The sequence below is a fragment of the Pseudoxanthomonas japonensis genome (genome assembly GCF_043632995.1).
Classification (GTDB): domain Bacteria; phylum Pseudomonadota; class Gammaproteobacteria; order Xanthomonadales; family Xanthomonadaceae; genus Pseudoxanthomonas_A; species Pseudoxanthomonas_A japonensis.
This window is the reverse complement of the sequence record NZ_CP171632.1, coordinates 1,508,944-1,531,109: the sequence shown is the minus strand read 5'-3', so window position 1 is coordinate 1,531,109 and position 22,166 is coordinate 1,508,944. Positions and strand designations below refer to the sequence as shown.

The window sequence follows — 22,166 nt, the reverse complement described above, 5'->3', positions numbered from 1 at the left end:
CACGCCCGGCATTGGCGGGGATGACGGATTAGTGCGTGAAACCATCCGCCATCGCAGGACCGTCGACTGCACTGGCCATAATTTCGCCACCCATCTTGACAGCGTTGCGCCGCAACGCGCGCCGATGCTTATCCACATGTTGGTCGACAGGCCATCCACACCCGGTGTGGAAAACCCTGAAACCCGCCGGTCATGGACTGGTCAAAATTTCGCCACGCATCTTGACAGGCTTGCGGCACAAGGCGGCGGCGGGGTTATCCACATGGTTTCCCCAACGTCATTCCACAGCGGATGTGGAAAAGTCCTGGCGTGGAACACGGCGCGCCCTCGGGCATCTGTGGGAGCGACGTCAGTCGCGACGGCAAATCTGACGCGGAGGACTCAGCGCCCACTGCAGCAGCTCACCGTGCGCCGCGCGACGTCATCGGAAAGCGATCGCGACTCACGTCGCTCCCACCTCCCACATCCCTTACGCCGTCTTTCAGATCCGCGAGTAAGCCCACGACACCATGCGGCCATCGCGGTACGGCATGACGCCGTGGAAGCCGCGCGGGTCGTCGTCGAACACCAGCGGCAGGAAGTGGCGGTCGCCATCCCACAACGGCAACCCCATGATCTTCTCGACCGGCACCCACTCCAGCGTGCCCTCGGGATTGGACTCGAACGGCGTGCCGCTGTACGTCGTGATGAGGAAGACGAATCCCAGCCAGTCCTCGCCGTGTTTGCCGAAGCCCGGCCAGCTGATCGTGCCGCGCAGCGTCATCGCGTCGCAGTCGATCCCGGCTTCCTCGTGGATCTCGCGGCGCATGCCGGCGACCACATCCTCGTCGGGCTCGATCTTGCCGCCCAGGCCGTTGTACTTGCCCAGGTGCTGGTCGTCGGGACGCGCGTTTCGGTGAATCAGCAGGACCTGCGAGCGGTCCGGCGACAGCACGTAGCCGAGGGTGGCGACGATGGGGGTGTAGGGCATGCGCGGATTCCTGGACAACGACCGTGCATTCTAGCGATGGTGGTCGTGGGAGCGACGTAAGTCGCGATAACGCGCCAGCGGCCCCGCATCGCGACTTACGTCGCTCCCACACCAGCGGAGGCCCGCGCCGCCAGCAGCCGGTCCAGCACCGACTTCAGCGCCAGTGGCCGCACCGGCTTGGCCAGCAACGGCAGGTCCGCATCGCGCACGGCACGTCGCACGGCATCGGTCTGGTCTGCGGTGAGGATCAGGCAGGGCCGGGAACCGTGCGCTTCGCGCAGGCGCCCGGCCAGCGCCACGCCGGTATCGCCATCGTCCAGGTGGTAGTCGAACAGCCAGAGGTCGGCCGCCTGCTCCTGCAACGCGCGCTCTGCCGCATCGCCATCACCGGCGATGGCGACACTGCATCCCCAGCCCTCCAGCACCTGTCGCAGCGCAGACAGCGCGACGGGATCGTTGTCGACCGCCAGCACGTGGCGGCCGGCTAGGCCCGGCTTGCCGAACGGTACGGGCACGGGCGCAGGGGCCGCCACCCGCACGAGGTCGACGGCGAACACCGCTCCCCGCCCTACCCGGCTGCGCAGCGACAACGGCGCGTGCAGCAGCGCCGCAATGCGGTCGGCGATCGACAGCCCCAAACCGAGGCCCTGCCCGGGCACGTCGTCGCCACGACGGAATTCCTCGAAAATCCGTCGCTGGTCCGCCTCGGCGATACCCGGCCCCGTGTCCCACACCTCGACACGCAGATGGGGGCCGATGCGCCGCACGCCCAGCAACACGCCACCACGCGCGGTGTAGCGCACGGCATTGGCGAGGAAGTTCTGCAGGATGCGCCGCAGCAGCTGCGGGTCGGTGTGCACCCAGGCGCGTGTGGGCACCATGGCGAACGACAGGTCGCGCTCGTGCGCGAGCACGCGGAACTCCGACGCCAGCGGCTCCAGCACTTCCATCAGCGGCAGGTCACGCGGCTCCGGCACCAGCCCACCGGCTTCCAGCCGCGACATGTCCAGCAGGCCGGTCAGCAGGTCGGTGGTGGAATCCAGGGCACCGCGCACCTGCAGCGCGGTCTCGCGCTGGTGCGTCTCCGGCAACTGTTGCGACAGCGCGTCGGTGAACAGCTGAGCCGCATGCAGCGGCTGCAGCAGGTCGTGTCCGATCGCGGTCAGGAAGCGGCTCTTCGCATCGTTCGCGTGTTCGGCCTCGCGCTTGGCGGTCTCCAGCAGCGTGGTGCGCTCGGCCACGCGCTGCTCCAGCGTCTCGTTGGCCTGCTTGAGCGCCCGCTCCGCCTGGCGCGACGCAGTGACGTCGGTATAGGTGGCGACGAAGCCGCCCCCCGGCATCGGATTGCCGCGGATCTCGACGATGCTGCCATCCGGGAACACGCGCTCGGTCAGGTGCGGCGTGCCCGCTCGCATGAAAGCCAGCCGCCGCTCCAGCGCACGATCGTCGTGGCCACGCTGCGGCATCCGCTGCAGCGCCCAGCGGGTCAGGTCGGCGATCGGGCGCCCGACCTGCAGCACCTCGGGCGGGAACCCGAACATCTGCGCATAGCGCCGGTTCCAGGCGACCAGCCGCTGGTCGCGGTCGATCACGCTGATGCCCTGGCTCATGTTCTGCAGCGCGGCTTCCAGCACCTGCTGGTTGAAGCGCAGGTCCTGCGAGACCTCGCCGACGATGGCGGCGACGGTCTCCAGGTCGCCGCTTTCGCGGCGCGCCGCATCCAGCAGCAGGCGCGCGGATGCCGAACCCAGCACCGCGGCAAGTTCGCGTTCCAACCGCGCCTCGATCAACGCGGGCACCGGTCCGCTGCGCGGCGCATCGACCAGCAGCTCTTCCACCCGCTCGCGCGGGAGGAAGCGGCGTCCGGCATCGCGCAGCGTCCCGGCATCGAAGCCGCGGCTGTCGGCGCGGCGCGGTGCCGTGCCGCGCCATCCCATGACGACCAACGTCACCACGGTGCCGAGGAACAGGCTGACGCCGACCGCACGCCCCAGCCGGCTCCAGCCCGTCAATCCGAAAAAGCCATCCGGCGCCAGGGCAGCGATGCCGAAGGGCCCCTGCGACAGCCAGGCCGGCGCGACGCCACGCGCGTCCATCGTCACCGGCAACAACAGCAGCCAGACCCAGACGACGAAGCCCGCCGCGATGCCGGCGATCACCGCGCGCGGCGGCGTCTGCGGGCGCCAGATCGCGAAGCCCAATGCCGGTGCCAGCGTGGCCAGCGCCGAGAACGACACCGCGCCGACATCGGCCAGCGCATCGTTGCCCGCCACCAGGCGGCTGTACGCCCACGCAAGCAGCATCACCGCGACGATGCCGACACGCCGCTGCGTCAACACCGCACCGCGCAGGTCGCCCCCGCGCCCGCGCAGCCAGCCGCCCCGCAACAGACCCGGCGCCAGCCAGTGGTTGCCGATCATCAGGCTGAGCGTCAGCGTGCTGACCACCACCATGCCGGTGGCCGCGCTCAGGCCGCCGAGGAACGCCAGCAGCGCCAGCCCCTGCTGCCCCTGCGACAGCGGGAGCGCCAACACGTAGAGATCGGACGGCACCGCGTCGCCGAACATCGCACCGCCTGCGCGCGCCAGCGGCAGCAGCGGCGCCGCCATCAGCACCATGTACAACGGGAACAGCCAACGCGCCGTGCGCACGTGGCGCTCGTCGCGGCACTCCACCACGCCCACGTGCACCTGGTGCGGCAGGGTGAACATGGCCAGCACGCCCAGTGCGACCAGCGGCAGGAAGCCATAGGTGGTCGACGCCGGGGCCTGCACGGGTGCGACATCCGGCAAATCCGGCAGGCCGAACCAGACGAACAACCCGAGCGCCAGCATCGCCGCCAGCTTGAACAGCGATTCGAACGCCATCGCCAAGATCAGGCCGCGGTTGTGTTCCACCGCGCTGGCACGCCGCGTGCCGAACAGCATCGCGAACACCGCCATCGCCAGCGCCACGTACAGCGCGCTGTCCTGCCACGCCGGCAGCGCCTCGTTGCCAGGCGAGCGCGTCAACAACGCGAAGCTCATCGCCACCGCCTTCAGCTGCAGCGCGATGTAAGGGATCAAGCCGAGCGCTGCGACCAGGGTCACCGTCGCCGCCAGCCAGCCGTCCTTGCCCAGCCGCGTGGCGATCAGGTCGGCCAGCGAGGTCGCGTTCGACTCGCGCGCCATCCGCACCAGCCGCACAAGCAGGAACGCGCCGAAGACGTACAGCAGGATGGTGCCGACGAAGGTCGGCGGCAGCGGCCAGCCGTAGCGTGCGGCCTGCGTCACCGTGCCGAAGAAGGTCCACGAGGTGCAGTACACCGCCAGCGACAGCGCGTAGATATAGGGCCATTGCACCGCCAGCACGTGCGGCCGCCGCTCGGCGTAGAGCGCGGAGCCGAACAGCACGCCCAGCCACAGCAATCCGGCCAGCACCACCATGCCCACGCTCAGCACGCGAAACCCCACGTAGCGTGCGCCACGCGCACGACCTTGCGATGCCGGAAACCACGTGTCGATCCCGTCACGATGATCGATGCCACATCGCACCCCGACCGCGCGAGGTGCACGGCGGATTCTGCGTTCGTGCGCATGGCGCACGCTACGGGGCGGGAAGACATGCGCGGGAGCATAACGCAGCAGCGGGGGCTTTCGCCCGCCGCTGCCGGTTCCGCGTCATGGCCGTGCGCGTGCTCAGAAGTCGTAGCGCGCGGTCAGGCTGTACTGGCGCGGCGGACCGTAGAAGCCGGTCAGCACGCCGTAGGCGGCGATGTTGTAACCGGTGGTGCGGTATTCCTCATCGGCCAGGTTGGTGCCCTGCAGCGACAGGCTCCACGCATCGTTGACCTTCCAGATCACGCCGGCGTTGACCAGGCCATAACCGTCCTGCTTGATCGCCGGGCTCAGGTCGGTGGTCGGCCACACTTCCGACTGGTAGGAATAGCCCACGCGCGCCGACAGGTTGCCGCCGTTGGCCAGGTCGGTGCGGTACTCCACGTTCAGCGCACCGGAGAACTCGGGCGCGTTGGTGAAGTACTGCGTGTCGGCGATGTTCACGCCGCCGCTGATGAACTCGTCGTACTTCGCGTCCAGCCAGGCCAGGTTGCCGCTGATCAGCCAGTTGGCGGTCGGCAGGAACTGGTACTCCACCTCCACGCCGTTGACGGTGCCCTTGCCGGCGTTGGTGAAGTCGCCGAAGAAGCTCTGCGATCCGTTCGGCAGCGTGTACGAGGTGAATACCGACAGCTGGATGTCCTCGTACTTGTTGTGGAACGCCGACAGGTTGAGGAACAGGCGCTGGTCGAGGAACGACATCTTGCTGCCGATCTCGAAGCTGTCGACCTGCTCGTCGTCGAACGGCTCGCCCGAACGCGGCACCGCCGTGGTGTTGGCGCGGATGTTGTAGCCGCCCGACTTGAAGCCGCGCGACGCCAGGCCGTAGATCATGATGTCCGGCGTGATCTGGTAATCCAGCGAGACCTTCGGCGACACGTTCTTGAAGTTCACCGTCTTGTCGAAGTTGGCCGCGGTACCCCAGGATGTCTCGTACGCGGTGCTGGTGTAGAAGCGGTTCAGCGCGACGGCGTGCTTGTCTTCGTCGGTGTAGCGCGCGCCCACGTCCAGCGTCAACCGGTCGGTCAGGTCGAAGGTCCAGTCGGCATACAGCGCGACGCTCTTGGTGTTGACCACGCCCTGGGTATCGCCGAACAGCGGATTGGTCAGGCTGGTGGCCAGCAGCGGATTCCAGAAGTAGTTCAGCACCTGGCCGCCGGCGTCGCCGTTGAACCAGTACAGGCCCATCACGCCACGGGCGCGGCCGCCGCCGTCGTAGTTGGCCTGGAATTCCTGGCTGACCTGGCTGTCGCTGTAGAACGCGCGCACGTCGACCAGCGGCCGCGGCGTGGTGTCGAAGTCGATGTTGGTCTCGGTGTCCGACTCGCGCTTGGCGGCGACGTACTTGAACGCCCAGTCGTCGTTCGGCCGCCAGTTGGCAGTGATCGACGCGCCCTTCATCTCGGTGTCGTTGATGTTCTTCATGCCGCTGCGGATGTCGTAGCGGTCGTCGGTCGGCGGATAGGCCGGCGCAAGCGGGTTGGGCGCCAGCATCTTCGCGCCACGCACGCCGGACTGGTCGTCCATGTAGTCGAACGCGACCTGCACGTCGAAATCGTCCTGCGAGTACGCGCCCAGCTGCATGCGCATCGCGTTGATTTCCTTGTCGCTGACGTCCTGGCCGGTGAACGTGTTGGTGCCGAAGCCGTCGCGGTTCATGCTGGCGACCGACACGCGGCCGCGCAGGCCGCTGTCCTTGCCGCCGATCTCGCCGCCCAGCGCAGCCTTGACGTCCAGCTGGTTGTAGTTGCCCACGGTGACCGAGGCGAAGCCGGTGGTTTCCTGCGGCAGTCCGCGCGAGATGTACTTGATGGCGCCGCCGATGGTGTTCTTGCCGTACAGCGTGCCCTGCGGACCGCGCAGCACTTCGATGCGCTCCACGTCGAACACGTCCAGCAGCGCGCCCTGCGGGCGGGCGATGTAGACGTCATCCAGGTAGATGCCCACGCCCGGGTCCACACCCCACAGCGGATCGGCCTGGCCGACGCCGCGGATGTAGGCGGTCACGGTGCTGGTGGAACCGCGTGCGGCGTACACCGTCAGGTTCGGCACCTGCGCATCGAGGTCGCCGAGATCCTTGATGTTGAGCTTGTCCAGCGTCTCCGGCGTGAAGGCGGTGACCGCGACCGGCACGTCCTGCAGGGTTTCCTCGCGCTTGCGCGCGGTCACCTTGACCGAATCGAGCGTGGTGGCGTTGGTGGCTGGCGACGCGGTGGCCGGTGCGGCGTCCTGCGCCCATGCCACCGGCATGGACGACAACAGGACACAGCCGATGGCCAGGCTCAGGTGCTTGCGCTTCATGGGTCTCCCCCTCCCGGGTATGACATGGCGGCGGACGGATGCCGCCGATTGAAGCGAACACTAGTGGGCGGGCCGGGCGGACGGCATCGTACCTTCGTACAGTGGGCCGGCCGGCGCGGCGCTGCCGATACTCGCCGCACTGAAACCGGCGGTGGCCGAGGAGTCGTGGATGTCGTTCCTGATCGTGCTGGCCGCGCTATGCTTCCTGATGTTCGTGGCCTACCGCGGCTACAGCGTCATCCTGTTCGCGCCCATCGCGGCGCTGGGCGCGGTGCTGCTGACCGATCCGTCGCTGGTCGCACCGATGTTCACCGGCCTGTTCATGGACAAGATGGTCGGCTTCCTGAAGCTGTACTTCCCGGTATTCCTGCTGGGCGCGGTGTTCGGCAAGCTGATCGAGATCTCCGGCTTCTCCAAGGCGATCGTGAAAGCCACCATCAAGGTGGTCGGCGCGCAGCGCGCCATGCTGTCCATCGTGCTGGTGTGCGCGCTGCTGACCTATGGCGGCGTGTCGCTGTTCGTGGTGGTGTTCGCGGTGTATCCGTTCGCGGCCGAACTGTTCCGCCAGAGCGACATCCCCAAGCGGCTGGTGCCGGGCACCATCGCGCTGGGCGCCTTCACCTTCACCATGGATGCGCTGCCGGGCACGCCGCAGATCCAGAACATCATCCCCACCTCGTTCTTCGGCACCACGGGCTGGGCCGCGCCGGTGCTGGGCACGCTGGGCGGCGTGTTCATCCTGATCGTCGGCATGAGCTACCTGGAGTGGCGTCGCCGCGTGGCCGCGCGCAACGGCGAGGGCTATGCCGGCAGCGACGAACTGCGCAACGAACCCGAACCGTTCAAGGGTGACCGGCTGGCCCATCCGCTGATCGCGATCCTGCCGCTGCTGCTGGTCGGCGTGGCGAACTTCCTGTTCACGCGCTGGATTCCCGGTTTCTACGGCGAGAGCCAGTCATTCGTCCCGGCGGTGATCGGCAACCCGGCACCGGTCGTGCAGGAAGTGTCCAAGGTCGCCGCCATCTGGGCCGTGCAGGGCGCGCTGCTGGTCGGCATTGCGTCGGTCATCATCTTCGCGTGGAAGCCGGTGTTCGCCAGCTTCGCCGAGGGCACGAAGAGCGCCATCGGCGGTGCCCTGCTGGCGTCGATGAACACGGCTTCGGAGTATGGTTTTGGCGCGGTCATCGCCGCCCTGCCCGGCTTCCTCGTCGTCGCCAATGCGCTGCAGGCCATTCCGAATCCGCTGGTCAACGAGGCCATCTCGGTCACCGCGCTGGCCGGCATCACCGGCTCGGCCTCCGGCGGCATGAGCATCGCGCTGGCGGCGATGGCGGACAGCTTCATCGCCAACGCCAACGCGGCCGGCATTCCCATGGACGTGCTGCACCGCGTGGCCTCGATGGCCTCCGGCGGCATGGACACCCTGCCCCACAATGGTGCGGTCATCACCCTGCTGGCCGTCACCGGCCTAAGCCATCGGCAGTCCTACAAGGACATCTTCGCCATCACCCTGATCAAGACGACGGCCGTCTTCGTCGTCATCGGCGTGTTCTACGCCACAGGTTGGGTCTGACCCGCCCGATGGCGTGACCGGCCTGTGCGCGCGGTCGCAAACGGCGTACGGTTCTTGGCCAATACTCCCCGCATTCCGGGGAAGTCAGGGAAATCCGCATGGCGTACTACACCGTCCCGTGGCGTCGGCTCTTCGCGCGCGGGCCATGGCGGCGCAAGACCGTCGGCACGCGCGCCCGACTCGATGCCGTCCAGACGAAACCGCTGGCGGCCGCGCCCAGCCTCGACACCCAGGTCCGCCAGCGCCTGAACCGCCTGTACGGCTGGAAGGGCGGCGAGCGCGCCAGCCCCAAGGACACCACATCCGCACCGGACGTCGTGGCCGTCACCTCGCAGAGCGGCGGCCGCGTGATGATGGGGCAGTCGAATCCCCGCCTGCTGACGATGGCCCGCCCGCCGTTCGCGGTACAGGCGTTGAACCACCTCAGCTACGGCGCCACCGCCGCCACGGTCGCCGAATTCAATGCACTGGGCAGCAACGACCGCCAGCGGCTGGCGGCCTACGTGGACTGGCAGCTCAACTGGGACGCGATCGACGACAGCGCGGTCACCAACCGCCTCAACGCTGCCGGCTACACCACCCTCAACAAGAGCCTGTCCCAGCTGTGGGCCGATCACGTGGTCTCCGACCCCGAGTACGGCGTACGCATGCGGCCGGCCAACGAGGTGCAGCGCGCGGCGTTCGTGCGCGCGGTGTATTCGCGCCGGCAACTGCGCGAAGTGCTGGTGAACTTCTGGCACGACCATTTCAACGTGCTGGGCACCGACTTCAGCGTCGGCCCGGTGTTCGTGCACTACGACCGCGACGTGATCCGTGCCAATGCGAAGGGCAACTTCCGCACGATGCTGGAAGCCGTGGCCCAGAGCACGGCGATGCTCCATTACCTGGACAATCTCAACAATTCCCGCTCCGGCCCGAACGAGAACTTCGCCCGCGAACTGCTGGAGCTGCACACCTTCGGCGCCGAGAACTACCTGGGCTTCATGGACCCGTTCCAGGTGCCTCCCTGCCCCGAGGACCCGGCCTACCCGATCGGCTACACCGACATCGACGTGTACGAGACCTCGGCCGCCTTCACCGGCTGGTCGGCGAAGAACGGCCACTGGCAGTTCCCCACCGAGAACGACGGCACCTTCGTCTACCGCCAGTCGTGGCACGACGCCGGCCCGAAGTTCCTGCTCGGCATGCTGATCTATCCGGAACAGCCGGCACTGAAGGATGGCCGCGACGTGCTGGACCGCTTGGCCAGCCACCCGCGCGTGGCCAAGTTCATCTGCAAGAAGCTGATCCGCCGCTTCATCAGCGACACGCCGAAGCAGGCGCTGATCGACAGCGCCGCGGCGATCTTCCGTGCCAACTGGCGCGCATCGAACCAGATCGAACTGGTGCTGCGGCACATCCTGAATTCCGACGACTTCATCAACAGCTTCGGCCAGAAGAACCGACGCCCGTTCGACTGCGCCGTCGCCGCGATGCGCACGATGGGCGGCGACTGGACGATCCGCCTGGACCACGGCCGCAGCGGCGACTTCATGTGGCTGTACGGCTTCACCGGCCACACGCCCTACAACTGGCCGGCGCCGAACGGCTATCCCGACAGCGGGTTGTCCTGGTCGGGCTCCAACTCCTATGCGATGACCTGGCGCCTGCTGGGCTGGCTGACCGAGAGCAAGGACGGCGACGTTCCGCTGCATCCCATCGTCGACACCACGCGCGCCAACGTGCCCGTCGCCACCTGGACCGCGAACACCCTGGTCACGTGGTGGTGCACGCGCCTGCTGGGTTACCAGCCCGAGGCCGCGCGCAAGCAGGCGCTGGTCGCCTTCATGGCGCAGAACGGCGACCCCAACACCTACGTCATCACCGACACCAACACGTGGCAGGGCAGCGACCTGAAGCGGCATTACAACCACGAGCGCCTGCGCAGCCTGGTGGCGCTGATCCTGATGACTCCCGAATTCATGAGCCGCTGAGGCCCCGATGACCGACTTCCGACTCACCCGACGCGAATTCGTCAAAGGCTGCGGCGCGGCCGCCATCGTCGGCACCACCGGCGCCAGCCTGATGTTCGCCGATCCCGTCGACGCCGCCGTCAACAGCTACGACACCGTGGTGCACCTGTTCCTGCGCGGCGGCATCGATGGCCTGAACCTGGTGGTGCCCGTCAGCGGCGTGGACCGGACCTTCTACGAGGAGGCACGTCCCAGCCTGAAGATCGACACCAGCGGCGCCTACGGCGCGTTGCCGTTGACGCTGTCCGGCGGCGCCGCCACCGGCTTCGGCCTGCATCCCTCGGCCACCGGTCTGCGCGACCTGTGGAACGACGGGAAGATGGCCATCGTCCACGCCTGCGGCATGGCCACCACGGTGACGCGCAGCCACTTCGATGCGCAGCTGTACATCGACCTGGGTACGCCCGGGAAGTACGGCTCGCCCACCGGCTGGATGACCCGCGCCTGGGAAACGCGTCCGAACGGCAGCGGCACCCTGCCCGCGCTCGGCGTCAGCGGTACGCAGCCGGCCGGCCTGATGGGCGCGATCGATGCGATGACGATGAGCAGTCCTGGCGATTTTTCGCTCAATACCACGGCCTGGAGCTGGCAGCGCACGCGCAGCGATTCACCCAGCGGCCTGCGCGGCGTCAGCGAAACCGTGGCCTCGCTGTGGAACGGCCAGACCGGCATGGAAGTCAACGGCCGTCGTGCCGACGGTGCGCTGCGCCTGATCGGCCAGCAGGGCTACGCGAGCCTGCCGGCGACCTGGCCGACCGGCAACTTCGCGCAGCAACTGTGGACCATCGCGCAGACCATCCGCTTCAACCTGGGCCTGCGCTACGCCACGCTGGATCTGGGCGGCTGGGATACGCACGAGGGCCAGGGCACGGCCGGCAGCGGCTACCACTACTACCAGAACAAGATCGCCGAACTCTCGCAGGCGCTGGCCGCGTTCTATGCCGAACTCAACGGCACCGGCGAGATGGCGCGGGTGACGGTGGTGGTGCAGTCGGAATTCGGCCGCCGCGTGCGCGCCAACGCCAACGGCGGCACCGACCATGGCTACGGTAATCCGTTGCTGGTGCTCGGCGGCCCGGTGAACGGCCGCCGCTTCTACGGCAGCTGGCCAGGCCTGAATCCGGAAACCCTGTCGCCCACCTTCGGCGACGTGCCGGTGACCACCGACTACCGCCGCGTGATGTCGGAGATCCTGATCCGCCGCATGGGCAACGCCAATCTCAGCCAGGTCTTCCCCGGCTACACCGGCTATGCGCCGCTGGGGATCATGCAGGGCACCGACCTGGCGCCGAAGGTGGAGGACTCTGCCGTCACCGCGACGTCGATCCCGTCGCTGGTCGTACCGGACGCGTCGTCCCCAACGCTGGCGACGGAACAACCTATCGAACGCGCCGTGCCCGACTGGCAGCGGCGTGGCCCGGTGGATCGCATGCTGGTGCGGCGGGAACGCTGACACTTCCCGTCTTGAACCCGAGCGACGTCCTGTGGTGAGCTAGCGGCGTCACGGACGTCAGGGAAACGCGGGATGGAAACACGTCGCCACACAGGGAAGTGGCTGCTGGTCTTGCTGCCGGCGATGTTGGGCCTCGGATGGTGGAGCGGTCGCGCCAGCCTTCCCGCCGTGCCCGCGCCCACCGATGCCGCGCCTTCGGACCCTGCCCCGCAGGCCAGCCTGTCTGCCGACCATGGCGCAGTGCGCCCGGCGGGCGCGGATGCGCCGCTGCCGGATCTCTCGCTGCCCTTGCGCGACACATGGCGCGGGCTGCAGCAGCGCGCCGACGGCGGCGACGCGACGGCGTCGTGCCGGCTGGCAGCGGAACTGGAGCTCTGCGATCAGATCCGGCAACGCCTGGACGCCGCGTCCGCGATGCTCGCGGACCACGAGGCGATGGCCGCAGCGACCGCCAGGTCCGGCCCGGACGCCACCGCACAGGAACGCGCCCGCGCCAGGCCCTCACCCGCGCCAGCGAAGACGTGCTGGGATTGAGCCTGCACTGCGAGGGGGCACCGGCCTTCCCGTCGCAGGACCGCGTGCGCTACTGGCGCGTCGCCGCGCTGGGCGGGAATGTCGCGGCGATGCGGCATTACACGGTCGGCAATGCGTTCGGGTTGAACGACACGCTGGAGAATCTCGACGAACTGCACCTCTACCGGAACGAAGCCGAGGCGATCGCCAAGCGCGCCGTGGCGGCCGGCGACCTGCCAACCACGCTGGCGCTGGCGGCGGCCTACTCGCCGCAGCCGCGCAATGGACGCCGCTTCTATCTTGCCCAGGTCGTGAAGCCAGACCCAGGTCAAGCGCTGGCGCTGTACCTGCACGTGCAGGACCGCCTGCGCGACGGCCCGCCCCTCACGCAACCTGCACGGGCGCGCATGGAGGCTACCCTCCGCGACCTGGAATCCGGCCTGTCGCCGGCCGCACGGGCGCAGGCGCGCGCGCAGGCATCCCGATACTCGGCCGACACGCCGGTCCTACCGTCGGATCGCGGCTATGCCTTCAACAGCCCCATCGTGGGCGCCACCGCTACCATCGACCGCCAGGACTGTGACCCGCCGCGCTGACGCGCGCCTTACGCCTTGCGCGCGTACCACGCCTTCAGCAGTTCCGCTTCCTTCTCGCGCGTGATCCCCGCATTGAGCTTGGCCTGGCGTTCGGCCGGCAGGCTGCGGAACCACGCCAGCAGGTCCTGCACGGTGGTGGCCAGCGGGCGGAAGGTCAGGCCCGCGGCGATCGCTCGCCGGTTGCTGACCGAACCGTAGCCGGCGTACTCGCTGTCCTTGGACGGCACCCAGATCGGCAGGCCGACCTGCTGTTCCTCCAGGAACTTCGGCGTCACGTGCGTCAGCGTCATGCCGCCGCCGGTGACCGCCTGGCAGCCATGCAGCATGGCGTCCATCGACAAGGTGTAGTCCGGACCGCAGGCGTTGAAGACGCCGGTGGTCTTCGCTTCGGCCAGGCGGATCATCCACTCGCCCAAGTCGCGGCCGTCGATGATCTGGACAGGGTCGTTGCCGTCGCCGGGCACCAGGATCTCCCCGCCCTGCGCCACCCGGTGCGGCCAGTAGGTGAAGCGGTCGGTCTCGTCGCGCGGACCGACGATGTAGCCCGGCCGCACGATGGTGACGTTCTTGCCGAACTGCTTGTGCGCCTCGGCTTCACTCAGCGCCTTCAGCGGACCGTACAGGCCGCCGATGTCGGCACGCAGCGACTCCTGCGTCTCCGCCATCGCATCCTTGCCCTTGTACTGCGCCAGCGCCGAGGTCTCGGTGATGCCGGGCTTGCTGCCATCGGCATAGACCGAGATGGTCGAGATGAAGAGGTAGTGCCCGACGTTGCCCTTCAGCACCTGGCCGGCATCGCGCACCCAGAACGGCAGGCTGGTGGGGTTGTCGATGCAGACATCCCACTTCCGTCCCTTCAGCGCGGCCAGGTCACCGGTGTTGCGGTCGCCATGCAGTTGTTCGACCTCGGACGGCCACTCGGGCGACGGCCGCTTGCCGCGGTTGAACAGGGTGACCTTGTGGCCGCGCTTCAGCGCGTAGTCCACCTGGAACGGCCCGGTGAAGCCGGTGCCGCCGAGGATCAGGATATTCAGAGGCTTGGCCGCCTTGCCGACCGGCTTGGCCTCGCTGGCGGCGGAGGCGAACGACGGCAGTGCGGCCGCGGCGGCGGCCAGTGCGCCCAGCTTGAACAGGTCACGACGGGTGGTCATGCGAGAGCTCCCCAGGACAGGCCGGACTGGCCGCAGTCGGCATTGATAGCACCGCCTCCCGCGGTCCACCCCTGCCTGAAGTCGTGGTGACTTCCTGATACACCCATCGGCGAGCGGAAAGCGGCCGCCCGCGTGCTCCGCCACCCTCCGAGCCGCTCCCGGCAGGGAAAAAGCCTCCCGCGAGCGGCTCGGACCCGTTCCGGGTCGGCGGAAAATCGCTTCCTAGCGGCGTCGACCCTCGCGGGAGCGGCAGCACATCGCTCCCGCGAGAGAAAAAGCGTCTCCCAAGAGGGAGGAAAGCCGCTTTGGAGAAGCTTCGTGCCGACACGGAGACGCGGAAAGCCGCTCATGATCGACATTTTGTCTGGAGAAAGAGGCTGCACAGCCTCTCGAGAGCGGCAAAAAGCCGAACCGAAGAGGCGTCGGTGTTTCATCGGAGAGAGAAAAAGCCGCTCCGGGTTCGGAAAAAGCCGCTCGGTCGTCGCCGGAGGTGTGCCGGTCGTCCCGGACCGGCGGACGTGCCCACCCTTGCCTTGGCGACGCGAGGCGGCAGGACGCTTCGATCCCACGGCCGCCCCGGGCCAACCGCTGCGTTGAACCACCGGGGGCCACCACAAGGAGTTGCACCATGCCCGCATCACAGTCATTGATGACCACCCGTCGTGGCGAGTTCCGCACGCTGTACCGCGCCCTCGCGCGCAAGCCCGACGCCTTCGCCTCCACGCCCATCGTGTTCTGCGAAGGCGATTCGTGGTTCTCCACGCCGCTGGCGATGAACCTGCTGGACTGGCTGGTGTTTCCGGCACCGGAAGACGAGAAGAAAGGGGTGCCGCTGTTCGGCGCCGGCGGGCTGTTCTTCCGCACGGAAGACAGCGGCGACTTGGCCGTCGACATGTTCGCCCCGCGCGGGATCCGCGACCTGTCCACGTGGTACCGCGGGTTCGAGTTCGACCTGGTGCTGGTCAGCGCCGGCGGCAACGACTTCGTCGACACCTTCCTGCAGACCACGTTCCGCGGCGCGGCACCGATGAGTCCGTCCGCCGCCTTCCAGCGCGTGGTGGACACCGGTCGCTACGACGAGGTGCTGGCACGCTACCGCGCCTTCGTCACCGCGTTCCAGGCCATCCGCCCGCACACGCCCATCCTGGCGCACACCTACGACTACCCGCGCGAACTCGGCCGCGCCGCGCAGTTGACGCTGGGCAACCTCGGTGCGGCTGCGCTGCTGAAGAAGGGCGTGGGTCCGTGGATCGGCAACAAGGTCGCGCACGTGCTGCCGCGCATCGAGCAACAGCGCGAGTTCGCCCGCCTGCTGATCGACGGCTTCGTCGAGCGCGTATTGATCCCGCTGCGCGACGACCGCACCACCGGCAAGGTGTTCGACTTCGTCGACTTGCGCGGCGTATTGACCAACAGCAATCAATGGTTCGACGAGATGCACCCGACGGGCGCGGGATTCGCCGCATTGGCGAACAAGTTCCGCCAGCAGATGCGGGCGACGCTGGAGATCAAGCTGGGGAAGTAGCAGCCAACGCACCGCAGGTCACTCGGGCGTGAGCGGCAGCGCAAGCGACATGGTGATGAGGTTGAACCAGATCAGCGCGGTCAGCAGGACCACGAACCAGAAGAACAGCGTCCTCCACCAGTCCGACCAGGATGAAGATGGGCGACTGAACCATGCGTGGTAGCAGAGGGGAAAGAAGCACACGCATGCACCCAGTGGCGGCATCAGCAGCGCAAGCATCTCCATGCGCCCCGGCTCGAACGCGCGGTGGTCACGGAGGTAGTACAGCTCGGCAGCGAACGCGGCCAGGAACAACAACTCCAGGACCGCCAGGGGGAGCTTCACCCGCTGGATGATGCGCAACGCCGACGCACGTAACGACATCCCGCCTCCTCGCCTTCACCGGTGGAACCGCCTGCCTGCCTACTGCCGTGTGCCCGGGCCGTCCGCCCGCGCACCTGCGGCCGTCTTTCTTGCCGCGATCGCGCGGAACAGCAGGAAGAACATCGACCAGACCACCACGACCGCCAGCACCCGGCCGGCGGCGTTGGGAACGAAGAACCCATGCATCTCGCTGCCGACATCCACGATGCCGATGGCGTCGACGGCCCAGAGCGGCAGCATGAACACCAGCAGGAAGACCGGCAGACCGACCGGCGGCACCAGCATCAGGGCGGCACCGACGAGCGTGGCGATGGAAGCGCGAAAAGCGGCTTGAGGTATTCGCTCCACGCTTGCCCCCCCGCTGCGGCACCGGGTCGCCGTCGACGACGCTTGGTGCGGTTGCAATGGAGTATTTGCGCACCGGGGAAGAGCGTCAATCCTGCTCTACGTGGTGGGCATTGCTTCGGCGCCGCCTGGCCTGCGGACCGGGAACGCGAGCCAACGCCATATCCTCAGCCCTCGCGTGGCCCTGCTCCCGGAAACCATTCCACGTGCTGGTCGCCGTGACGGCCCATATAGACCACGCGCTTGCCAGCGAGGAAGGCAAAGTAACCCTGCACGCCGGCACGCATGGCGCGTTCGCAGAAGTTGCGGAACGGCTGGCCGTGCTGCTGGCTGTCGAGGATGGCGGCCTTCAAGGCCGGCGCATCCCACGCCAGCGCCACGACCGGCAATGCCTCGTACGCCAGCTGCGCCGTCACGAAGACGCCCTCGCCGTAAAAGGTGAACGAGCGCGTCGCGTAATCGACGTGGTAGTACTCCACGCCCTGCGCGATGAGTTTTCCGACGATCTCCGGAAACGGCATGGAACCGGCGAGCGTGGCCCCGGCGAGGACAGAGATGGCGTGCGGATCCATGGGACTCCCTGGTGAATGGAAAACCTGTCGCGATACGACGACCGGCGCGTGTCCGACCGCATCCTGCGTGCTAGTGCCAAGTATCTTCCAGATACCGCGGCCTGCACGCCAGGTAGCCACCGATCACCAGCACCCCGATGCACCCGCCCAGGAACGCCATCGGCAGCGCCCAGCCATGCGTGTGATCGTGCAACAGACCAAAGATCAGCGGACCCGCACAGGACAGCGTATAGCCCACGCCCTGCATGAAGCCGGACAGCGAGGCCGAGCCTTCGGGCGTGCGCGTGCGCAGGTTGATCATCGTCAGCGACAGCGGGAACGTGCTGGGCCCCAGACCGAGCAGCGCGACCCACAGCGCGGGCGCGGCCATTGGCGCGATCAGCAGGCCGGCGAATGCCGCCGCATAGAAGCCTGCGCAGACCACCACCACGATGAAGGGGTTGCGCATGCGCACTGCAATCTGCGGCATCGTCAATGACGCCACCAGCCCAAGCGCCGAGAACAGCGCCACCATCGTGCCGCCGAGCGCCGGCGTGCCACCGGCTTCGACCAGCAGCTTCGGCAGCCAGGTGAACATGGAGTACGTCACCAGCGAGGTCATGCCGAACATCAGCGCCATGCCCCAGGCCACCGGCGAGCGCCAAGCGCGCCCTGTGGATCGTGGCGCGGCAAGTTCAGGCGCTTCATCGTCGACGGTAACGGCTTCGTCGTGCACACGTGCCAGCGGGCTCTTGTGCGCACGCTCCTGCCACAGCAGCAGGCACCATGGAACGGCTGCAGCGGCGGCGAACACCGCCCACAGGCCGAGCGAAATGCGCCAGCCAGCCGCTTCCATCACCGGCACCGCCACCAGCGCCGGCAGGATGGTGCCTGCCTGCAGCACGGTGATGTACAGCGTGCTCACCGTGCCGACGCGATCGGCGAAGTAACGCTTCACCAGTGGCGGCAGCACGATGTTGCCGATGCCCATGCCGGCCAGCGCAGTCAGCGAGGCGGCCATCAGCGCCGTCGTGTCGCCCGCCGCGCTGCGCAGCAGCAGACCGAGCATCGCCACCAGCATGGCCAGCAGCGCCGTCCGTTCCAGGCCGATGCGGTGCGCCAGCGCCGGGGTGGCCACGCCGAACAGCGCGAACGCCGCGGTCGGCAGCATGCCGAACACCCCGGTCATGGTCGCGCCGAAGCCGAAGGTGTTGCCGAGCGTATCGAGCAGCGGCGTCAGCGAGGTCACCGCGGTGCGCAGGTTGAATGCGGACAGCACGATGCCGAGCAGCACCAGGCCGCGGCCGGACCAGAGCGAGGCTGGTGCGGCCGTGTGGGTCTTCGAAGAATCCATGGGCGCCATTATCGGCGATGGCGTGCGACCGCGCGTCGCAGCCACGGAGACGGTGTGTCCCGTGTATTCCGGTTGCCTGCCCCGCCCCAAAGGAAAAGCGGGCCGAAGCCCGCTTTTCCGTGTGCCGCACGATGACGCCTGTCGTTCGACCCGTCAGTACGTCCCGGTCATGTTGACGAACCAGCCCCGGTGGTCGTAGTCGAAGTCGGTCAGGTCGTCGCTGAAGCGGGTGAAGTTGTAGCCGGCACCGAGACGGAAGTGCTTGTTGATGTCCCGGTCCACGCCGGCCAGGAAGCCGTGGCGTGCACCGCCGTCCTTGACGTCGAGCCAGCGGTACTCGCCCAGCGCGTGCCACTTGGTGCGCAGTTCGTAGCGCGCCTGCACGGCGGCGAAGGTCGTGGCCGAGTCCAGCCACACGCCCGTGCCCCGCCCCATGCGCACCTCGCCTTCGCGGCGCGACAGCTTGCCCGCAAACTCCCAGTGCTGGTCGTGCTTGTACACGCCTTCCAGCGAGACGATCTGCGAACGCTGGTCGTACTCGGCGCCTCCCAGCTGGCCCATGCTCGCCAGGTCGTACAGGTAGGTGTAGCGACCGAACACGCCCCAGCGCTGGCTGTTCCACGGACGGTAGGCGAAGCCCAGGTTGCCTTCGATGAAACGGGCGCCTTCCTGCGGGTTGAGCCGGTCGTCGGTGTCGGCGTAGTTCAACCGTGCCGCGATGCGCCAGCTGTCGTTGATTCGGTGAGTCAGGCGCGTGGTGCTGACCCACTGCTCGCGCTGTTCGGCACCGGTGTCCTCGCGCCATTCCAGCTTGCTCTGCCAGTCGGTGTCCGGCGACGTGCGGCCACCGGACACGCTGACCGCGCGACGGTCCACCACGCCACCGGTCTGCGCGTTCTCCAGTTCGCCCTCGGACAGGGTGAAGCCGGTGTTCCAGCCGCGCGCCGGATAGAAGTCCATGCCGAAGGTGTGCGCCAGGCCGGACTCGTTGCGCTCCTTCAGGAACTGGCTTTCGTTGAACACGTTGACCTGGCTGGAGATGCGCCAGCGCTGGCCGAGCGTCCAGCCGTTCTGCCCCTGCGGGTTGAACAGCGAGTCGTAGCCGGTGGTGTCGGTCGAATGGGTGTAGCCACCGTAGAACGTGTGTTCCGGTGTGATGCGGTACTCGGCATTGACCGTCGCCGCATTGCCGCGGTCGCCGTCGGTCACTTCCGCACCCACCGACGAACTGTCGCCGAACAGGTGCTTGGCGCCCAGCGTGTAGGCGTCGTTGTCGGCGTACCGGCCGCCGTCATCGTCCACGGTGAGCTGCGCTACGCCGTACAGTTCCCAGGCAGTGCCGATGCGGTGCTGGTACTTCAACGCCGCCAACGTGCCCGCCGCGTCCAGCGTGCCGCTTTCCTCGTCCACGCGGCGCACTTCCAGACCCAGCGTGCCGTCGTCGTTGAGGCGCCACTCCAGCGTCGCCTGCGCCTGCGTCAGTACGTCCGCACCGCGTTCGGCGCGGGTGTAGCGGCTGTACAGGCGGATGCTCTCGTTGAACTGGCCCAGCACTTCGGCGCCGTACTCGGTCACCGGCAGGCCGTTGTCGTAACGCGAGACGGAGTAACCGGCATCGGTGCGACGCCACCACGTACCGGCGCTCCAGTCCTGTTCGGTCCAGCCAAGTTCCTTGAAGTTGGCGCGCGCTTCCAGCGACTTGGCCTCGCCTTCCCGGTTCAGTGCCGTGCCGTTCTGCTGGATGAAACTCAGGCCGCCGTTGTCCGAGAAGAACGCGGGCAGGCCGAACGATTCGCTGCGTGCGTATTCGGCTTTCAGGAACGTGCCCTTGCCTGCCTGCAAGGTGAGGTCGCCACCCTTCAGCGTGTAGTCCTCGCCCGCGCGGCTCTCGTCGATGTAGGTCGCACCCACGCCGACGTGGTCGCCGAACCAGTGCTTTCCGCGCAGGCCCACGGTGAGTTCGTCCGCGTCGAAGCCCGACGGCACCCATTCGTAGTCCACCAGCAGGCGCTGCTCGAAGCCGTCCAGCGGGGTGTCGCGCGTCAGTGTGGGATTGTTGTCGCGGCTGATCTGCGCCAGCGGACGCGTCAGCAGGATGCGGCCCTGCAGTTCATCGATCTCGTAGTCGGCGCCCCGCTGCAGCACCACGCGATTCTCCGTGCGGCCGGTGGTGCGGTCGCGCACCTCCAGCGTCACCACGTCCGAGCCGGGCAGCAGATCGGTGTGGCGCAGGTAGTACAGGCTGCCGCCGGTGCCGATGAACTCGTTGTGGCCCGGCGCGCTCTCCGGCTGCGAACCGAACACGCGCAGTTCGCTGCCGGCATCGCCCCAGCGGTTGCTGGCGTTCGAGCGCCAGTTCAGTGCCGCGCCGTACAGCGAACGCTGGTACTGGGCGAATTCCGTCCCCGTGATGCCGGTGCTGTAGTTGCCCCACAGCGCCTGGTTCTTGTCCCAGTCCACGCGCAGGTAGAAGCGGCCCATCGTGTCGACGTCGCGATAGGTGTTCGAATCGTCGCCGTAGACCGGGTAGTACAGGTCCGGATCGAGGCGACGGAAGATGTCCTGCGGATCGGCTTTGGTGAAGCCGTCGAACAGCCGTTCCAGGTCGCGTTCGGTGGTGTCGGCCTGCGCGGTGACCAGGTATTTGCCGGCGTACTTGGCCTTGCCGTAGAACGCGAGGCGGCCGTCGCTGATCACGTCGTCCTGGTAGCGCGTGTCGTTGGCGAACGCGGCGCCCGAACCGCTGATCTTGTTCTGCGAGAGGGTCACGTCGGCCAGGCCGACACCGAAGAAGTAGCGACCGCTGACGTCGACATCGAGCGTATGCCCGGCCCGTGCCGCCTGCGCGTCGTTGCCGCGTCCACCCAGCGCGATGTCGAAACGGTGCCGCCCGACGGGGACCAGGTATTCGGCGACGAACTTGCGTTCCAGGTCCACCGGGTAGTCCTGGCCGTTGATGCTCAACGACGCGTCGCCCGGCAGGTTGCGGCCCTGGATGCGGATGCGCGATCCGTACAGCGGGATGTTCTGCTGGCGCAGGCCGTTCTCCGCGAACACGCTGTCGATCAGGCTCTGCGACTGCGCCTGTTCGACGCTCAGCGCGTTGCCCAGCTGGCGCTCGGTCGCGTTGCGTATGGCGGTCGCACCGCGTTCGGCTTCTTCCGGCGACACCAGCTGCAACGTGCGCGGCAGGGTTTCGTCGACCTGGCCGTTGGCGCCGGTGGCACGCAGCACGTAGACCAGTTCATCGCCCTTGCGGAAGCGGTACTTGGCCGGCAGCGCGCCATCCCAGTCGACCCGGCTCACCGCTGCCACGTCCAGCGGCACGGTGGCCAGCGGTTCGATCAGGTCCGCGTCGCTGGCGCGATACAGGCTGATCTCCAGGCGCTCGATGAAGGCCGGGTAGTTGCCGCGCACATAGAACTGCACGGGCTTGAGGAGGTTCGTGCCGTCGAAGGCGGCGAACGACGGCGCCGACACCGACAGTTCCGGCTGGCCGAGGGTGGGATCCTCGGTCGCCCAGATCACGCCGCCACCGGGCAGGTCGATCGAGAACTTGCCGGTGACGACCGCCTTCGCAGGTGATGCCGTCTGCACGGTCACGCGCCGGTCCGGCTGCAGCGTGGCCGAGGAGGCCTGCGCGTCCGTTTCACGGGTGGCCGGCTGGTCGTAGCTGCGCGTGCGCAGGCGGAAGAACAGTCCGTCCTCGCTGGTGCAGCGGTCCGTGTCGCACGTGACCGTCGCGCCCTCGCCCTGCACGGCGGTGTCCGCGGTCGTGGCCGCTTCCTGCGCGGCCACCATCGGCGCCGCGCCGGCCAGCAGCGAGATCAACGTGTAGTCCAACAGCTTCATCTTCATGCGCT

General features: G+C 67.9%; 15 protein-coding genes. 6 read left to right on the top strand and 9 right to left on the bottom strand.

All coding sequences use genetic code 11. From position 1 onward, the window contains the following. Positions 1-481 precede the first annotated feature (481 nt). The 3 genes from ACGHX3_RS06875 to ACGHX3_RS06865 form a co-directional block, all read right to left on the bottom strand. A complete protein-coding gene (locus tag ACGHX3_RS06875; RefSeq protein WP_394696858.1) occupies positions 482-970 on the bottom strand; it encodes an NUDIX domain-containing protein in 489 nt (162 codons plus the stop codon). 95 nt (positions 971-1,065) lie between these two features. Then, complete coding sequence (locus ACGHX3_RS06870; RefSeq protein WP_394696857.1) at positions 1,066-4,422, bottom strand: PAS-domain containing protein; 3,357 nt, start codon at positions 4,420-4,422, stop codon at positions 1,066-1,068. A gap of 225 nt (positions 4,423-4,647) precedes the next feature. Then, the gene (locus ACGHX3_RS06865) at positions 4,648-6,867 is read right to left on the bottom strand and encodes a TonB-dependent receptor (RefSeq protein ID WP_394696856.1); all 2,220 of its coding nucleotides are present in this window, start codon (positions 6,865-6,867) and stop codon (positions 4,648-4,650) included. Between the two features lie 169 nt (positions 6,868-7,036). Between ACGHX3_RS06865 and ACGHX3_RS06860 the strand changes: the two genes are divergently transcribed. The 5 genes from ACGHX3_RS06860 (at position 7,037) to ACGHX3_RS06840 (ending at position 13,014) form a co-directional block, all read left to right on the top strand. Next, positions 7,037-8,440 carry a GntP family permease gene (locus tag ACGHX3_RS06860; protein WP_394696855.1) on the top strand — a complete coding sequence of 468 codons (1,404 nt, stop codon included), beginning with the start codon at positions 7,037-7,039 and terminating at the stop codon, positions 8,438-8,440. A gap of 98 nt (positions 8,441-8,538) precedes the next feature. Beyond that, positions 8,539-10,413 carry a DUF1800 domain-containing protein gene (locus ACGHX3_RS06855; protein WP_394696854.1) on the top strand — a complete coding sequence of 625 codons (1,875 nt, stop codon included), beginning with the start codon at positions 8,539-8,541 and terminating at the stop codon, positions 10,411-10,413. 7 nt (positions 10,414-10,420) lie between these two features. Continuing rightward, entirely contained in the window at positions 10,421-11,905 is a 1,485-nt protein-coding gene (locus tag ACGHX3_RS06850; RefSeq protein ID WP_394696853.1) for a DUF1501 domain-containing protein, read from the top strand. Positions 11,906-11,977: 72 nt separating this feature from the next. Beyond that, positions 11,978-12,439, top strand: coding sequence for a hypothetical protein (locus ACGHX3_RS06845; protein ID WP_394696852.1), 462 nt, complete (start codon positions 11,978-11,980; stop codon positions 12,437-12,439). Further along, positions 12,436-13,014, top strand: a complete 579-nt coding sequence (locus tag ACGHX3_RS06840) for a hypothetical protein (RefSeq protein WP_394696851.1) — start codon at positions 12,436-12,438, stop codon at positions 13,012-13,014. The genes ACGHX3_RS06845 and ACGHX3_RS06840 overlap by 4 nt, the downstream gene beginning before the upstream one ends. 8 nt (positions 13,015-13,022) lie before the next feature. Here the strand turns inward: ACGHX3_RS06840 and ACGHX3_RS06835 are convergent, their stop codons facing one another. Then, entirely contained in the window at positions 13,023-14,165 is a 1,143-nt protein-coding gene (locus ACGHX3_RS06835; RefSeq protein ID WP_394696850.1) for an NAD-dependent epimerase/dehydratase family protein, read from the bottom strand. 628 nt (positions 14,166-14,793) lie between these two features. Here ACGHX3_RS06835 and ACGHX3_RS06830 point away from each other — a divergent pair. Beyond that, positions 14,794-15,690: a hypothetical protein gene (locus ACGHX3_RS06830; RefSeq protein ID WP_394696849.1), complete on the top strand. Its 897-nt coding sequence runs from the start codon at positions 14,794-14,796 to the stop codon at positions 15,688-15,690. Between the two features lie 18 nt (positions 15,691-15,708). Here ACGHX3_RS06830 and ACGHX3_RS06825 read toward each other — a convergent pair whose 3' ends face one another. From ACGHX3_RS06825 to ACGHX3_RS06805, 5 genes are all read right to left on the bottom strand, one after another. Continuing rightward, the gene (locus tag ACGHX3_RS06825) at positions 15,709-16,053 is read right to left on the bottom strand and encodes a hypothetical protein (RefSeq protein WP_394696848.1); all 345 of its coding nucleotides are present in this window, start codon (positions 16,051-16,053) and stop codon (positions 15,709-15,711) included. Between the two features lie 39 nt (positions 16,054-16,092). Further along, entirely contained in the window at positions 16,093-16,401 is a 309-nt protein-coding gene (locus ACGHX3_RS06820; RefSeq protein ID WP_394696847.1) for a hypothetical protein, read from the bottom strand. Between the two features lie 164 nt (positions 16,402-16,565). Then, complete coding sequence (locus ACGHX3_RS06815; protein WP_394696846.1) at positions 16,566-16,970, bottom strand: DUF1398 family protein; 405 nt, start codon at positions 16,968-16,970, stop codon at positions 16,566-16,568. A gap of 70 nt (positions 16,971-17,040) precedes the next feature. Beyond that, positions 17,041-18,303 (bottom strand): CynX/NimT family MFS transporter, encoded by a 1,263-nt coding sequence (locus ACGHX3_RS06810; protein WP_394696845.1) that lies wholly within the window; start codon positions 18,301-18,303, stop codon positions 17,041-17,043. Positions 18,304-18,456: 153 nt separating this feature from the next. Continuing rightward, entirely contained in the window at positions 18,457-22,161 is a 3,705-nt protein-coding gene (locus ACGHX3_RS06805; protein WP_394696844.1) for a hypothetical protein, read from the bottom strand. Positions 22,162-22,166: the final 5 nt, after the last annotated feature.

Coding starts and splice junctions, on each gene's coding strand:
- ACGHX3_RS06875 (WP_394696858.1), bottom strand. CDS start 970: ATGCCCTACACCCCCATCGTCGCCACCCTCGGCTACGTGCTGTCGCCG.
- ACGHX3_RS06865 (WP_394696856.1), bottom strand. CDS start 6,867: ATGAAGCGCAAGCACCTGAGCCTGGCCATCGGCTGTGTCCTGTTGTCG.
- ACGHX3_RS06860 (WP_394696855.1), top strand. CDS start 7,037: ATGTCGTTCCTGATCGTGCTGGCCGCGCTATGCTTCCTGATGTTCGTG.
- ACGHX3_RS06855 (WP_394696854.1), top strand. CDS start 8,539: ATGGCGTACTACACCGTCCCGTGGCGTCGGCTCTTCGCGCGCGGGCCA.
- ACGHX3_RS06850 (WP_394696853.1), top strand. CDS start 10,421: ATGACCGACTTCCGACTCACCCGACGCGAATTCGTCAAAGGCTGCGGC.
- ACGHX3_RS06845 (WP_394696852.1), top strand. CDS start 11,978: ATGGAAACACGTCGCCACACAGGGAAGTGGCTGCTGGTCTTGCTGCCG.
- ACGHX3_RS06835 (WP_394696850.1), bottom strand. CDS start 14,165: ATGACCACCCGTCGTGACCTGTTCAAGCTGGGCGCACTGGCCGCCGCC.
- ACGHX3_RS06830 (WP_394696849.1), top strand. CDS start 14,794: ATGCCCGCATCACAGTCATTGATGACCACCCGTCGTGGCGAGTTCCGC.
- ACGHX3_RS06825 (WP_394696848.1), bottom strand. CDS start 16,053: ATGTCGTTACGTGCGTCGGCGTTGCGCATCATCCAGCGGGTGAAGCTC.
- ACGHX3_RS06815 (WP_394696846.1), bottom strand. CDS start 16,970: ATGGATCCGCACGCCATCTCTGTCCTCGCCGGGGCCACGCTCGCCGGT.
- ACGHX3_RS06810 (WP_394696845.1), bottom strand. CDS start 18,303: ATGGATTCTTCGAAGACCCACACGGCCGCACCAGCCTCGCTCTGGTCC.
- ACGHX3_RS06805 (WP_394696844.1), bottom strand. CDS start 22,161: ATGAAGATGAAGCTGTTGGACTACACGTTGATCTCGCTGCTGGCCGGC.